Below are 14,607 nucleotides of genomic sequence, written 5' to 3'. Positions count from 1 at the left end.
CAGGCAATCCGACAACCAGCAACTACAAAATCAGCCCGATTTTCCGTGAATGCTGAATAGCTTCTTCGCTGTCTCTAAATAAGCAACAATGAACTCCAGTTTCATTTTGAAGTGCATCGAGAATTTCGCGGGTAGCAGCCTCCCGGCCGGAACGTGCGTTGCGGATGTAAATGGCATGTACACGACCTGGGTATTTCCGGGCAATACTATTATAGATAACTGGATCACGCTGTGTATTATCACCTAACAGGATAAACCGCTGGTTCGGAAACGTGTGCAGAATACGCGCAATCCTCATCAGTTTTCCGTTATGATTTGTTTTCCCTGATAAGAAGAATTCATACCATCTTTTAACATGATTTAAAAGAAATGCGCCCTTTGGCATTTTATTATGATCAAAGAAATCCACCAAGTAGTCGTAAAGATTCCATTCACTGCTGGAAACATAGAAAAAAGGGTTGGGCGCCTCCGGTGTAGTATTTGAGTGTGCAAGCAACTGGTAATGTTTCGCTGCACCACTGAATATATCCCGTGTCCTTGGATTTGACGACACCAGTTCCCAAAGTCTTTTAAAAATTGAAGCAGAATGAGAAACGAGGATAGTGTCATCGATATCAGAAATAAAAGCGTACTGTGTAACATGTGGAACAAATAACTCGCCATGCGCGGAAATAATTTCTCCACTTACATGGTGTTGTACATGAACGGGGTGCCATCCCGCGGGCACGCTTTTTTCCGAACGCCACTCGAGGTGTATGAAACCATCTGAAGCGGTATAATTACTAACGGTACTTTTATCCCAGAACAACTGTATCTTCTTAAAAGGCACAGGCCTGAGAAAAAACAGCCGGATCAAATGCCAGGTGTTGCGTAACACACTATTGCTGTATCGTTTCCTTACAATTGGTTTGTTTTCGAATAAATGCCCGTAGATCACAAGATCGTGTGTATGACCAAAGCCGTAATAAAGTTTAATATGCATCTGTTATATTTCAAACTGAGTTTTATTCCTATTTTACATCACCAGAAAATATTATTCCATCAATTATAGCATGGATCAGTTTTCCAAAAATACACGACTTCTTTTTGTAGTCAACCCCGCCTCCGGGAGCAACAATACTGACTGGCAAAAAATAATCTCTGATTTTTTTTCAGAGACAAGCCATACTATCGAGTTCCTGGTGCTGTCAGAATTTAGCAAGCCTGAAAATATTAAAAATAAAATAAACAGTTTCCAACCTGAAAGGGTAATCGCAGTTGGTGGTGATGGAACAATCAAGATGGTTGCGGAAAGTCTTCTGCACACCGATATTTTACTGGGTATTATTCCTGCAGGATCTGCAAACGGAATGGCGCGGGAACTACTGATTCCGAAAGATATCCAGGAATCCATTCAAGCCACGCTTTCAGAAAATACAAAAACGATTCATGTTATCAGCATAAATAATCAGATCTGTATTCATCTCAGCGATGTGGGCTTTAATGCATTTATCGTTAAAAAATTTGAACGCGAAAACGTCCGGGGTAAATGGGGGTATCTGCGTGCTGCATGGAAAGTTTTCTGGAAGCACCCTACTATGGATGTTTCGATTCATGTAAATGATAAAGTAGTAGAAAGAAAGGCTGCCATGATCGTGCTTGCCAACGCAACGAAGTACGGAAGCGGTGCCGTGATCAACCCTGCAGGCCAACTTGATGATGACCTTTTCGAATTGATCATTCTTAAAAAATTATCGATCCGTGAAATTTTCAAAATGATGGTTTCCCATCAGCCTTACGACCGGTCAAAAACCGAACTGGTGCAATGTAATTCGATTTATATCCGTTCTGAAAAGAAACTGCATTTACAGATTGATGGACAGTATATCGGAAAAGTGAATCACCTGCAAGCAGACCTGATTCCCGGTGCACTGAAAATGATCATTCCCTAAGGCATCCTGTATAAAATCAGACAACTAAAAGATTTTATCATTACAAAATGTCTAATGACTTCACCGGAGACATACTGCTGTTGCGAAATCGCAATATGCCATTCAAAAAGCGGAAGTACGATTTGCTGGTTTTTTTCTGAACCATTAAAAATAACGAAAGCTTCCAGCCAAGCATCATTGCAGGTGCGACCATCAATCGTATACGCTACCAGTCCAGGTCGGTTAGGTATAAAATGAATATTTTTTTCTATTGATGCAGCTGATGGCAAACGAAAAACCGGATGATCTTTACGCAGTTCAATTATTCTTCGAACGAATTCAAATACCAGTTTATGCTTAGACTTCAGTGCCCAGTCGATAGCATTTATACTATCGCCTGCATTAAAAGAATTTTCAACGCCACCTTTTGATCTGAGAAATTCCGATCCCGCATGTAAAAACGGAATTCCCTGGCTGGTAAGAACAATAGCCAATGAGAGCATCTGCATATTAACTCTGTCTTCTTCGGAAAATTCACTTCCTGCAATTGCCAGCTTATCAAAAAGATTGTGATTATCATGACAATCGCAATAATTGATCACTTGCTCTGGATTTTTCGCATAGGGTTTATCAGAATAATTTACTCTTCTGTAGTCAACCTGCGGATGATAACATGCTGCAGTTATTCCGAATTTTATCGTTTCTTCAAGCCCCGCCTGTGCTGACACAAATCCTTTTTCCGAATACCTGAACACGCTGCCTTTAATTCCATCCCTTATATCATCACTGAATACAGCAATGTTTTCGAGCTGAGCAACATTATGTTTAACTGCACGCAATGTTTCAGGAAGCGGAGAACTATTGTTTGCGGCCCAGCCTTCACCATAAAGCAGAATATCGGGTCGGATCTTACGAAGACTTCTGCTGACTTCATTCATTGTTTCCAGGTCGTGAACACCCATCAGATCAATGCGGAAGCCATCGATATGAAAATCTTCCACCCAATGGATCATGCTATCAATGATGAATTTTCTGACCATCGGTTTTTCACTTGCAGTTTCATTTCCACATCCCGTGGATGAAGCATAATCGCCATGCCTGTTTTTTCGATAAAAATATCCGGGCACCAATTGTTCAAAGGCTGATGTTTCCCGTAATGCCGTATGATTGTAAGCCATATCGATCACTACCCGTATTCCGGCGCTATGGAGTGCCATTATCATTTGCCTGAATTCAAAGACCCGCACACGACCATCGAATGCATTTGTTGCGTAAGATCCTTCCGGCGTATTAAAATTCAAAGGGTCATAACCCCAGTTGTACTGATCGCTATTTTCGTTTCCTTCATCGACCGAACAAAAATCAAATACAGGGAGTATTTGCACATGAGTAATACCTGTTTCCACCAGGTGATCGAGTGTAGTAGACAATCCTTCCTGGTTTACCGTGCCTCTTTCCGTTAACGAGATGTATTTACCCTTTATGCTGACGCCTGAGCTGCGATGTACTGAAATATCGCGGATATGCAACTCATAAATTATTGCGTGGGGTAAAGATTTGATATCTGCTGTTTCCGCACCGGATTGCTGAGAAAAATAACCAGGAGCAGCATCATCATTCCATCCCGGGGGAGTTGCCGATTGAATGTCTGCAACCATCGCCCTACGCCCATTCACACCAGTGAATTTTGCATAGGGATCAGCTACCTCGTTGGACCAATGCCCTTCATTAAAAATCCGTACAGTATAATATTGAGCTGTCCGCTCATCTCCAAAATTGATTATCCACGTGCCATCATCAGCCTTATTCATTGTCATTCTTCCAAGACAATTACCACCATACCCAGCATCATAGAATATAATTTCTGCAGCTGCAGCAACAGGCGACCATATCCGCAGCTGATATCCATGAGTGGATTTTGTAAGCCCGAGATCTTTGCCGTGGTAGACTGTGAATTGCTTTTCCTGCAACATCATACAGAGTTGAAATCAATAATAGTCATTTAAATCACAATCAAACCATTGTTGTGGTTTCAAAATTTCCTGAATCCGCCAGTTTTATTATTTTTAAGCGGTTGAGAATAGTATAACCGAAAACAGACCTCGTGATAGCTTATAATCCAAAAGACTGGTTCACTTTTATTTTTCGTTTTCATAAATCTGATACTTTCCGCCGTCTGCTGCCGCTGCTTTTTGCCATCGGACTTTATTCGTGGCTGGTGGGATATATGGAGTTGAAATTTGTGAGAACAACGCAACGCGATTTGCTGAAAAATCTGACGCTGCTTCACAGCATGCTCACCTTTGTGATTTCCTTATTACTTGTATTCAGAACAAATACAGCCTACGAACGTTGGTGGGAGGGTCGCCGACTCTGGGGATCACTGGTAAACAGCAGCAGGAACATGGCTATTAAACTGCACGCTATACTTCCCGCTGGCGATCATAGCGACAGAAATTTTTTCTCGAAAGCAATTCCATTTTTTGCTTTTGTTTTAAGAGATCTTCTCCAGGCGGAATCGACCCGTTTTACACTCGATGAAGAATTGCATCCTGAATTTCATGACCTGGATTCGGGAAAACACATGCCTAACCAGGTAGCACGTTCCATAAACGCAAGAATATACCGGCTGCATAAAGAAGGAAAAATCGACGGATTTCAGTTGCAGACATTACTCCCGGAAATGCAGTCTCTTACAGAAATCTGCGGGGCATGCGAAAGGATCAAGAACACTCCAATCCCTATGTCCTATTCCATCTTTATAAAAAAATTCATTTTCTTTTATACGATGACCATGCCGCTGGGTTTTGTATTTTCTCTTGGATATTATATGATTCCGGTAGTCATTTTTGTTTTCTATGTATTAACCAGTATTGAATTAATAGCAGAAGAAATTGAAGATCCGTTCGGCTCTGATTCGAATGATCTCCCTCTCCGGAAAATAGCCGAAAATATTCAGAAGCACGTCAGGGAAATTTTACTGTAAAGAAAATATGCTATCTGGAAAAAAGTTCGGAACTTTAAGATGTTCCAAATTTTTCAGATGCACAGGTTATTCATTCTGTTAATTATTTGCTCGCTGCTGTTTGCGGCATGTGATAAAACAGAAGAATTGCATGATCTCAATAATCCCGGCATCGAACTTATCTATCCTTTCGATATTCCTGAAATCGATCACGGACTTCCGCTTTGTGTGAAAGTTGTTGTTACTGATGATCAGAGTCTAAGAACGGTTGGCTGGGATATTATTGACCCTGGCACTTCCTTTGTCCGCATGCACAAGGAACTGGGTATAACATCCGGACGTTCGCAGGTAATTGATGAAAGTATCCGCCTATCTGAACATCTCAAAGGAAACTATATTTTCAGATTGACTGCGGTTGATGGATCCGGCAACACCAGTAAACTGACGATCCCCTTTACTCTTCTTGATTAAAAAATTCTCCGGCCTTCAGTCGATTAATTTTTTACGGCATTGATCACTCTGATCATACATAAGCAACATTCATTTTTTCACTTCAAAATAAAATCAAATGCCAGTTGTAAAAGTCATTGAAATTATAGCGTCATCTGATAAGGGATTAGAAGATGCAATAAAAACAGGTGTAAAGGAAGCGTCAAAAACAGTGAGAAATATTGATTCATTGTACGTGAAAGACATCAAGTGTCATGTAAAAAACGGAAAGATCACTACCTGGGGTGCGATCTGTAAAATATCTTTCAGACTTGATGAATAGAAAAAAGATCCTGCAACAGTCCGATCATCTGTTGCAGGATTTTTTAATCAGACCAATTCTGCTGTTGCCGTTTTATGATAATCCTCGATCAGCTTTTTCTGCATCTCAAATGGCACGGGGGCATATTCATCAAAGTGCATATGGAATTTTGCGCGGCCCTGTGTTACCGATCTGAGAGATGAAGAATATCCATCCATTTCTGCCAAAGGAACTTTTGCGGAGATTTTTCTGAAATGACCTTCATTGTCTATTCCCTCAACAATTGCACGTCGAGTCTGCAGATCACCCATGACAGCACCGGTAAGATCATCCGGACAGAAAACGTCCAGGTGCCAGATGGGTTCCAGCAACTGCGGATCCGCCTGTTGAAAGGCCTGCTTGAAAGCCATCATTCCCGCAATTTTGAACGAGATGTCATTGCTGTCGACAGGGTGCATTTTACCATCGTAGACGGATACGCGGATATCACGAACCTTGGATCCCGTAAGTGGTCCCTCATGCATTTTCTCCATAACGCCTTTCAGAATTGATGGGAGAAACCGCGTGTCGATGGCACCACCCACAATGCAATTGTAATATACCAGCTTACCACCCCACTCCAACGGATGCTCTTCCCTTGAGCGAACAGTAAGACCCTTAGGATCAGGCATTCCTTCATGCCAGGGTTCAATACGCATAAAGACTTCGCCAAATTGCCCGGCTCCTCCTGATTGCTTTTTATGCCGGTAGGTTGATTCGGATGGTTTGCGGATCGTCTCACGGTAAGGGATACGCGGCTTTGTAAATTTCACATCAACTTTGTGCACATGCTCTATTTTCCACTTTGCCACTGCCAGATGCATTTCTCCCTGCGAATGAAGCAGGATCTGTTTCAGTTCGGGAGAAACTTCAATGGTGATTGTAGGATCTTCCTCCCGGATAGCATGTAATGCCTGTGACAATTTATCCTCTTCACCTTTTTTCAGGGGCTCGATTGCTACGGTCATGTTTGCCGCAGGAAACTCAATCGGATTTAAAGCGTAATTTTTTCCTTTTACATGGAGAGTGTTATTAACATGCGTATGTTTCAGCTTCAGTGTAGCGCCGATATCACCGGCAACGAGTTCGTTTACCGCTGTTCTTTTATTTCCTTCCACAATAAAAAGCTGATTGATCTTCTCTGTTATGTTATTCTCTTCATTGACCAGTTCCATTCCCGATTTCACAACACCCGAATAGACTTTGAAGAAGGATAGTTCTCCAACATGTGGTTCCGAAGTCGTCTTGTAAACAAATATGCAGGCAGGACCGTTAGGGTCACAGGTAATGCTTTCACCACCCATCGTTTTTTGTGGTGGCATCTCGTTGGCGCTGGGGCAAACATTGTCGATAAAGCCCATCAAGCGACCGCTGCCCATATCTTTTTCTGCAGAAAGACAAAACACAGGAAAAATATCATGCCTGATCAGCGATTTTTTTAACCCTTCACGCATTTCATCTTCATCCAGTTCACCTTTTTCAAGGTAATGTTCCATAAGTGTTTCATCATTCACTGCAACTGTTTCCACCAGATCTTTATGCAATTGTTCTGCCTTTTCTTTTTCTGACTCCGGGATGGGCTTTTTCTCCGGCTTTCCACCTCCTGCAGGAAAAACATACATCGTCATTTTTAAAACATCGATGATGCTATTGAATCCCGGACCGGTTTCCAGTGGGTACTGAACAGCAACAACACCCGATCCAAAATGTGCTTTGGCCTGCAGTAATGTTTTATCGAAATCTGCTTTTTCATGATCCAGCTTATTGATGGCAAGTATCATGGGCGTTTTAAATTTTTCAGTATAGTCCCAGATGATATCTGAACCAACCTCAACGCCCATAGATGCGTTTAACAACAATACACCGGTGTCGGCTACACGAAGAGCAGATATCACTTCGCCATTAAAATCATCATAACCGGGGGTATCTATGATATTGATTTTGTAGCCGCGCCAGCGCGTGTGCATGAGTTTTGAAAAAATGGAATTTCCTCTTTCCTGTTCAAGCTCGTGGTAGTCGCCGACAGTGTTCTTATCCTGTACTGCACCGCGGCGATTGATGATGTTTGCTTCGAAGAGCATGCATTCCGCTAAGGTGGTCTTACCCGATCCGGCATGACCGAGCAAGACAATATTTTTTACATGAGAGCTATCAAATTCAGGCATGACAAACAATTTAGAGTGTGAAGAAATGACGACACTTCAAACCGGCCCGCCAGCTGGTCAATAGCTGATCGCTGCAGTTAAGTAAAATGAAAATCAGATCGGGCCCGAAAGTATCGTTGCTGTTATCCGACCTTAGTTACAAATGAGCTGAAATCGTTTTTTAATTCCGATATGGTATTTTCCAGTCGCTGGTACTCATCATGAAGCTGTTCATGTTTTTCCCACAAAATTTCAGCAGTTGTCTGATTCTTCTGAATAAAATCTGCTGAGGCGAGTCGTTCATGCTCTTTGATAGCATGCTTGAGGTGATTGATGTTCGAGAGCTGAATGTCGAACTGATTGTCGTAATGTTCTACTTCCGGGAGTGCGGCCTTACTAATAGGATGAGAAACTACTTCCTGGAGTTTGTTTCTGTAAACGGAGAGTTCTGAGCGGGAATTACGTAAACTCTCTTTCCAGGAGCTGCACTCCCTGGTGAGCTGTGCGAGATCTGTCTGAACCATTGGAAAGCAATTTAGGTTAAAAAAAAGGAGAGAATTCTGGCGGATTTCCAAAAGGAGGGATCATTACTTTAAATTTAAACCCTTTTTCTGAAAATACAAATCAAAGAATAGTTCCTGTTTCACAACATCTGCAGGCGTTTTATTGTTGAGCCGGACTGGCTTTTTTTAATATCTATAGAAACAAAAACTGTATTTTTAACATCCCAATCTTGCATATGATATCAGTGGTAAGGCTTCGTCTGTATCTGTCAAAATTTTCGCTGAGGTTCCCGGTTTTAATCGTTATAGCAATAGTGTTGATCATCGCCGTTTTCTCCCGTTGTAATGGTGATGCAGACGCAGGTGCCAGCGTACCCGGTACTATTGATTTCAATTTTCATGTAAGGCCTATTTTATCCGACCGTTGTTTCAAATGCCACGGGCCGGATGCAGCTGCCAGAGAAGCCGGCCTGAGGCTCGATACGGAAGAAGGCGCCTTTGCCGCGCTTAAAGATGATTCTTTAAGGCATGTACTTGTTGCCGGCGACCCATTGAATTCAGAATTGTTTCTCCGAATTAGTTCTGCCGATACTTCGGTCCTCATGCCCCCTCCTTCCTCTAATCTTGTACTTACGCCAAATGAAATAGAAATTATTAAAAAATGGATCGCCCAGGGTGCGAAATACAAAAAGCACTGGGCCTTTATTGCTCCGGAAAAGCCTGTTGTTCCCGAAATAAAAAGCGATGACTGGTCGAAAAATGAAATTGATAAGTTCATCCTTCAGCAACAGAAAGCAGCCGGACTGAAGCCCAATGAAGAAGCAACTAAAGAACAACTTTTAAGAAGAGCAAGTCTCGATCTCACCGGACTTCCGCCCACATTGTCGATGCAGGATGCATTCATGAATGACAAATCGGACAATGCATATGAAAAAATGATTGATACTCTTCTTGCCAATCCACATTTCGGGGAAAAAATGGCCTTGCCCTGGCTTGACGTTGCAAGATATGCTGACAGTCACGGTTACCAGGATGATGGCACACGTACCATGTGGCCATGGCGCGATTGGGTCATTCATGCGTTTAATGCAAATTATTCTTATGAAAAATTTGTCACCTGGCAACTTGCAGGAGACCTCATGGATAATCCCGGCAAGGAACAACTGCTCGCTTCCGGTTTTAACAGAAATCATAAAATCACTCAGGAGGGTGGAGTTATCGACGAAGAGTATCGACTTGAGTATGTAACTGACAGAACAAACACTTTCGGAAAAGCATTTCTCTCAATAACATTTGAGTGTGCGAAATGCCACGATCACAAATATGATCCGGTTGCTCAGAAAGATTATTATGGAACATTTGCCTTTTTTAACCAGGTAAATGAAAAAGGCCTGGTTGGAGATATTTCTCTCGCATCTCTTGCAGATCCTCCAAACATGAAGATCACCACAAAAGATGTTGATAGTATCCTGCGATTCATCAATAAAAAAGATACAGGCGCCGTAACCGTGATGATCATGAAAGACAGCAGTGTGCGGAGGGTAACCCGTGTACTGAATCGCGGGGTATATGATCAACCCGGCGATACGGTGCAGATGAATCTTCCAAAAGCAATTCTTCCGTTTGATACAATCACTTATCAACCTAACAGGCTGGGTCTTGCGCAATGGTTATTCGATCCAAAAAATCCGTTAACGGCGAGAGTATTTGTAAACAGGATGTGGTTGGAATTCTTTGGAAAAGGGATTGTAAAAACAATTGGAGATTTTGGAATGCAGGGAGATCTTCCCACTCATCCTGAATTACTGGATTGGCTGGCATCAGATTTCCGTGAGCACGGGTGGGATATTAAAAGGCTCGTGAAGCAAATCATGATGTCTTCGACGTATCGCCAGTCTGCAGCCATCAGCAAAAAACAAATGGAAAAAGATCCTGAAAATAAATGGTATTCGCACGCCCCACGTTTACGGCTAACCGCAGAATTAACAAGAGATTATATTCTTGCCAGCAGTGGTTTGTTGAACATGGATATCGGCGGGCCAAGTGTGAAGCCTTATCAACCCAAAGGGATATGGGAGTCCAGTACATCCGGTCGCGGACAGCTCAGTAAATATGTACAGGATCATGGTGATCGTCTTTACAGAAGAGGAATGTATACATTTATAAAGAGAACGGCCCCTCCCCCATCCATGCTGATTTTCGATGCCAGTACAAGGGACCAGTGTGAGGTAAATCGTATTCGCACAAATACTCCATTGCAGGCTTTGGTTATTCTGAATGATCCACAGGTGCTGGAAGCTGCAAGAGTATTATCAGAAAATCTTATTAAAGAATCATCAACAGAAGATGAAAAAATTCTGAAAGCATACCGATTGATTTTATGTCGTCAACCTTCGAAGGATGAAATAAATTCAATCAACGCTTATTACAAAAAAGAGAACGAAAGATTCAGTGCTGACAAAACCCGTGCTGTCCAGTTTATCAGCGTCGGGGAATATAAAGTTGATAAAACTATTGATCCAGTAAAACACGCTTCACTGATGCAGGTAGTACATATGTTGTATAACCTGGAAGAAGCAACAACAAAATCCTGATTATGGACGAATTCAATAAATTCCGGCTAAACACCACGAGAAGACATTTCCTGACAAAGGCCGGTTTGGGAATCGGCGGTGTTGCGCTCGGATCGCTTTTGTTACCGGATCTTTTTGGCAAAAAGGAAGATGACACACAGGCCTTGTTAGCAGGCCTGCCCCACTTTGCGCCAAAAGCGAAAAGAGTCATCTATCTTTTTCAGAACGGTGCACCCTCGCAACTGGAAACATTCGATTATAAGCCTAAGCTTGCTGACATGCTGGGGCAGGATTTGCCTGCATCTGTTCGCATGGGTCAGCGCCTGACAGGAATGACTTCTGGCCAGAAAAAATTTCCACTGGTGGGATCAGCATTTAAATTCGATCAGCATGGTCAGTCTGGTACATGGGTGAGCGAGATGTTTCCCAATATGGCCAGGATTGCCGATGATATCTGTGTGATAAAAACTATCCATACCGATGCCATTAACCATGATCCGGCGCTTACTTTTTTCCAGACAGGTGCACAACAGGGCAACAGACCAAGTATGGGTGCATGGATGAGTTATGGTTTAGGAAGTGATAATAAAAATCTCCCTGCATTTTGTGTACTGCTTTCGCGCGGTCGTGGAAACGGACAAGGTGTTTACAGCAAGCTTTGGACCAATGGATTTCTTGATAGTGTTCACCAGGGCGTTGTTTTCAGCAGCGGAGAAGATCCGGTCCTGTATCTGAAAAATCCACAGGGCCAGGATAAAGTGTCCCGAAGGGATATGCTGGATGAACTGGCAAAGCTGAACAACATGGCATTTGATAAAACAGGCGATCCTGAAATTCAGACTAAGATTCAGCAATATGAAATGTCGTACAGGATGCAGACTGCAGTGCCCGAGCTGACAGATCTGAGCCGCGAGCCCGACCATATCGTAAAAATGTATGGAGCTGATTGTCTTGTGCCAGGTACATACGCTGCAAACTGTCTGCTTGCCCGTAAGCTTTCCGAAGCCGGGGTTCGATTTGTTCAATTGTATCACCAGGGATGGGACCAGCATGGCAATCTTGTTGGCGAAATGCCATTGCAGGCGCAGGACGTGGATCGCGCTTCTGCTGCATTGGTGCAGGATCTTAAACAACGGGGACTTCTTGATGAAACACTCGTAGTTTGGGGTGGCGAATTCGGAAGAACAAATTACTGTCAGGGCGATTTATCAAAAGACAATTACGGAAGGGATCATCATCCGAAATGTTTTTCCATCTGGATGGCAGGCGGTGGAGTGAAGCCTGGAATTTCCTATGGAGAAACTGATGAATTTGGCTATAATATCGTGAAGGATCCGGTAAGTGTGCATGATTTTCATGCGACCATGTTGCACCTGCTGGGCATGCGTCATGAGCAATTTACATATCGACATCTGGGTCGCCGGTACAGGCTTACTGATGTTGAGGGAACCGTTGTGAAAGATATTCTTGCCTAGTAACAGTACCCTATTCTAAAATCAACCCTGAGCAGACCTTCATGTCAACGTATCGTTCGATTCTTGCCAACCTTGTTTTTTTGTTGCAGGGAATCCTGATCATCCTGCTGTTGTTTAAAGATCATCTTGCTGTGCCTGTATGGTTGCAGGGAAGCGGCAGATTTCATCCGCTGTTATTGCATTTCCCGATTGTACTGATTCTCCTTCTTCCTGTATTTGCATTTTTCAGAAAATCTTTTGGTGATCATAATGCAATGGACAATGTATTTGGATTCATTCTCCTTCATGCTGCATTTTTTGTCACGATCAGTGCGCTTACAGGATTGTTTCTTTCGATCGCAGGAGGTTATGATCCGGAATTGCTTAAGACCCATCTGATCACAGGTTCGGTAACAGCTATCCTTTGTTTCCTCATCTGGCTCGGTTATACATATCAGTGGTTTAATGCAAAACTGATTAACGGCCTTGTTCTGTTGGAATGTGCATTCATGATTGCGGGAAGTCATTATGGGGGTTCACTCACTCACGGTGAAGATTTTCTTACCGGCGGGGAGGTTGAAGAAGTTGTTGTTAAAAAACAAAGAGTATATTCTGATAGCAGCGCTGTGTTTGAAGCTGCAGTCGTTCCTATCCTTGAAGCAAAATGTTTTTCCTGCCACAATGAGAAAAAAGCAAAAGGGAACCTGGTGATGACTGATGTCGACCGCATGCTGAAAGGTGGAAAGGATGGTCCGTTGTGGGTGGCCGGTAATCCGCTCAACAGTCATATCATGCAGAGAGTGATGATGGATCCATCGGAGAAAAAACATATGCCACCGAAAGGCAAGCCGCAACTGACTGATCTTGAAATCAATTTAATCGAGACCTGGATTTCCTATGGCGCAGATACCAGGAAAACTTTTCGTGAATATGCCATTGACGACAGCCTGAGAAAAATGGCAGCAGGATTTATCCAGACCGAAAATGAAATTATAACCGATACTACAACATACTCCTTTGCAGCTGCTGATGAAAAAATATTGGCGCAGTTGGTAAGCCCATTCCGTACAATCAGTCCCCGCGCAAAAAACTCACCTGCGCTCAATGTAAGTTTCTTTGTTCGTGCGTACTACAAACCGGAGATGCTCACGGCGCTGCGAACCATCAAAACGCAGATTGTTGGACTCAATCTTTCCAATATGCCGGTAAAAGATGATGTGCTAAAAGAGATTGCCACCTTCAACAACCTCGAACACCTTATACTGAATGGAACCGATATCACAGGATCGGGTTTTTCAGATCTGAAATCCTGCGAAAAACTGACATCGATTTCTCTTGCAAATACAAAAGTGGATTTAAAATATCTTGAAAAACTTAAAGAGATCTCATCCTTAAAAGAAGTATTTCTTTGGAATACGCCTGTTGATAGCAATGCCGTAAAAGATCTTAACAAACGCTTCCCTTTAGTCAAATGGAATCGCGGGTATGTGCCTGATACAGCTGAAAAATTAAGGCTTACAGCTCCGCAGCTTAAAAATCCTGACACACTGGTAGTAGCGAAAGGAAGAGATGTCATATTAAAACATTCGCTGCCCGGCACTATAATAAGATTTACAACAGATGGTAAAGATCCTGATAGTATTACTGGCGTTATTTATAAAGATCCGATCAGGATTGACAGCCCGATGACGATTAAAGCGATTGCAGTTTTACCGGGCTGGTATAGCAGTCCTGTCAGTGAATACCAACTATTTGTTTCTGGAAAAAGTCCGGTGGATGTAAGACTTACGCATGCGCCAGATCCGCGATACGCTCTCGAAGGCGGAAATAACCTGATCGATAACGAAAAAGGAGATATCAGAAATAATCTCATGAACTGGCTGGGTTTCCGGGATCGTCCTTTCGGTGCGGTGGTAACTTTCAAAGAGGCAACACAACTTTCGAAAATTACTTTAAGCCTTGCCGATAATACCGGCGGGTACCTTTTCCCACCGGAAAAAATTGTAATCAAAGGAGGAAACGATTCTGCCCATCTTGTTCAGATCGGTCAGCTGATTCCGGAACAGCCTACTAAATACGGACCTGCGAGAATAAAGCCATACGCGGTCAATATCAAACCAGGCAGTTACAAATACATACAAATTGATGCACTTAATGTTCAGAAGCTGCCTCAATGGCATGGTGGTAAAGGCCAGAAAGGATGGATATTTATCGATGAATTATTTTTTGAATAAGACAAAAAGTGGAAAGTCAAAAGTGGAACAGCCC

The 14,607-nt window shown here is 42.7% G+C and carries 11 protein-coding genes; 7 read left to right on the top strand and 4 right to left on the bottom strand.

Features of this window, described 5'->3' with window-relative positions; translation table 11 throughout:
* Nucleotides 1-22 precede the first annotated feature (22 nt).
* Entirely contained in the window at nucleotides 23-982 is a 960-nt protein-coding gene (locus P2W82_RS00660) for an App1 family protein (protein WP_336513894.1), read from the bottom strand.
* A 70-nt stretch (nucleotides 983-1,052) separates the two neighbouring features.
* Between P2W82_RS00660 and P2W82_RS00655 the strand changes: the two genes are divergently transcribed.
* Entirely contained in the window at nucleotides 1,053-1,931 is an 879-nt protein-coding gene (locus tag P2W82_RS00655; RefSeq protein WP_336513893.1) for a diacylglycerol/lipid kinase family protein, read from the top strand.
* Here the strand turns inward: P2W82_RS00655 and pulA are convergent.
* Nucleotides 1,928-3,883, bottom strand: a complete 1,956-nt coding sequence (gene pulA, locus P2W82_RS00650) for a type I pullulanase (RefSeq protein ID WP_336513892.1) — start codon at nucleotides 3,881-3,883, stop codon at nucleotides 1,928-1,930. The two genes, P2W82_RS00655 and pulA, sit on opposite strands and share 4 nt — an antisense overlap.
* A gap of 131 nt (nucleotides 3,884-4,014) precedes the next feature.
* Between pulA and P2W82_RS00645 the strand changes: the two genes are divergently transcribed.
* From P2W82_RS00645 to P2W82_RS00635, 3 genes are all read left to right on the top strand, one after another.
* On the top strand, nucleotides 4,015-4,896 hold the full coding sequence (locus P2W82_RS00645; protein ID WP_336513891.1) for a bestrophin family protein: 882 nt from the start codon (nucleotides 4,015-4,017) through the stop codon (nucleotides 4,894-4,896).
* A gap of 57 nt (nucleotides 4,897-4,953) precedes the next feature.
* On the top strand, nucleotides 4,954-5,346 hold the full coding sequence (locus tag P2W82_RS00640) for a hypothetical protein (protein WP_336513890.1): 393 nt from the start codon (nucleotides 4,954-4,956) through the stop codon (nucleotides 5,344-5,346).
* Between the two features lie 97 nt (nucleotides 5,347-5,443).
* Nucleotides 5,444-5,647: a dodecin family protein gene (locus P2W82_RS00635; RefSeq protein WP_336513889.1), complete on the top strand. Its 204-nt coding sequence runs from the start codon at nucleotides 5,444-5,446 to the stop codon at nucleotides 5,645-5,647.
* Between the two features lie 47 nt (nucleotides 5,648-5,694).
* On the opposite strand, the gene P2W82_RS00630 is transcribed toward P2W82_RS00635, so the two are convergent.
* Both P2W82_RS00630 and P2W82_RS00625 read right to left on the bottom strand, forming a co-directional pair.
* Nucleotides 5,695-7,830, bottom strand: a complete 2,136-nt coding sequence (locus P2W82_RS00630; RefSeq protein ID WP_336513888.1) for an elongation factor G — start codon at nucleotides 7,828-7,830, stop codon at nucleotides 5,695-5,697.
* 122 nt (nucleotides 7,831-7,952) lie between these two features.
* Nucleotides 7,953-8,333, bottom strand: coding sequence for a hypothetical protein (locus tag P2W82_RS00625; protein WP_336513887.1), 381 nt, complete (start codon nucleotides 8,331-8,333; stop codon nucleotides 7,953-7,955).
* 215 nt (nucleotides 8,334-8,548) lie between these two features.
* Between P2W82_RS00625 and P2W82_RS00620 the strand changes: the two genes are divergently transcribed.
* From P2W82_RS00620 to P2W82_RS00610, 3 genes are read left to right on the top strand one after another with little or no spacing between them, the layout of a single operon-like run.
* A complete protein-coding gene (locus P2W82_RS00620) occupies nucleotides 8,549-10,906 on the top strand; it encodes a PSD1 and planctomycete cytochrome C domain-containing protein (protein WP_336513886.1) in 2,358 nt (785 codons plus the stop codon).
* Between the two features lie 2 nt (nucleotides 10,907-10,908).
* Nucleotides 10,909-12,360, top strand: coding sequence for a DUF1501 domain-containing protein (locus P2W82_RS00615; protein WP_336513885.1), 1,452 nt, complete (start codon nucleotides 10,909-10,911; stop codon nucleotides 12,358-12,360).
* A gap of 41 nt (nucleotides 12,361-12,401) precedes the next feature.
* Complete coding sequence (locus P2W82_RS00610; RefSeq protein ID WP_336513884.1) at nucleotides 12,402-14,573, top strand: c-type cytochrome domain-containing protein; 2,172 nt, start codon at nucleotides 12,402-12,404, stop codon at nucleotides 14,571-14,573.
* Nucleotides 14,574-14,607: the final 34 nt, after the last annotated feature.

Source organism: Pollutibacter soli (assembly GCA_029269725.1).
Taxonomy (GTDB): Bacteria; Bacteroidota; Bacteroidia; order Chitinophagales; family Chitinophagaceae; genus Pollutibacter; species Pollutibacter soli.
Note: the sequence above shows the minus strand (reverse complement) of the source record. Positions and strands in the feature narration are given on the sequence as shown.

What these genes read in the sequence shown, in the direction of transcription:
- P2W82_RS00660 (WP_336513894.1), bottom strand. Translation starts at nt 982, where the DNA reads ATGCATATTAAACTTTATTACGGCTTTGGTCATACACACGATCTTGTG.
- P2W82_RS00655 (WP_336513893.1), top strand. Translation starts at nt 1,053, where the DNA reads ATGGATCAGTTTTCCAAAAATACACGACTTCTTTTTGTAGTCAACCCC.
- pulA (WP_336513892.1), bottom strand. Translation starts at nt 3,883, where the DNA reads ATGTTGCAGGAAAAGCAATTCACAGTCTACCACGGCAAAGATCTCGGG.
- P2W82_RS00640 (WP_336513890.1), top strand. Translation starts at nt 4,954, where the DNA reads ATGCACAGGTTATTCATTCTGTTAATTATTTGCTCGCTGCTGTTTGCG.
- P2W82_RS00635 (WP_336513889.1), top strand. Translation starts at nt 5,444, where the DNA reads ATGCCAGTTGTAAAAGTCATTGAAATTATAGCGTCATCTGATAAGGGA.
- P2W82_RS00630 (WP_336513888.1), bottom strand. Translation starts at nt 7,830, where the DNA reads ATGCCTGAATTTGATAGCTCTCATGTAAAAAATATTGTCTTGCTCGGT.
- P2W82_RS00625 (WP_336513887.1), bottom strand. Translation starts at nt 8,333, where the DNA reads ATGGTTCAGACAGATCTCGCACAGCTCACCAGGGAGTGCAGCTCCTGG.
- P2W82_RS00620 (WP_336513886.1), top strand. Translation starts at nt 8,549, where the DNA reads ATGATATCAGTGGTAAGGCTTCGTCTGTATCTGTCAAAATTTTCGCTG.
- P2W82_RS00615 (WP_336513885.1), top strand. Translation starts at nt 10,909, where the DNA reads ATGGACGAATTCAATAAATTCCGGCTAAACACCACGAGAAGACATTTC.
- P2W82_RS00610 (WP_336513884.1), top strand. Translation starts at nt 12,402, where the DNA reads ATGTCAACGTATCGTTCGATTCTTGCCAACCTTGTTTTTTTGTTGCAG.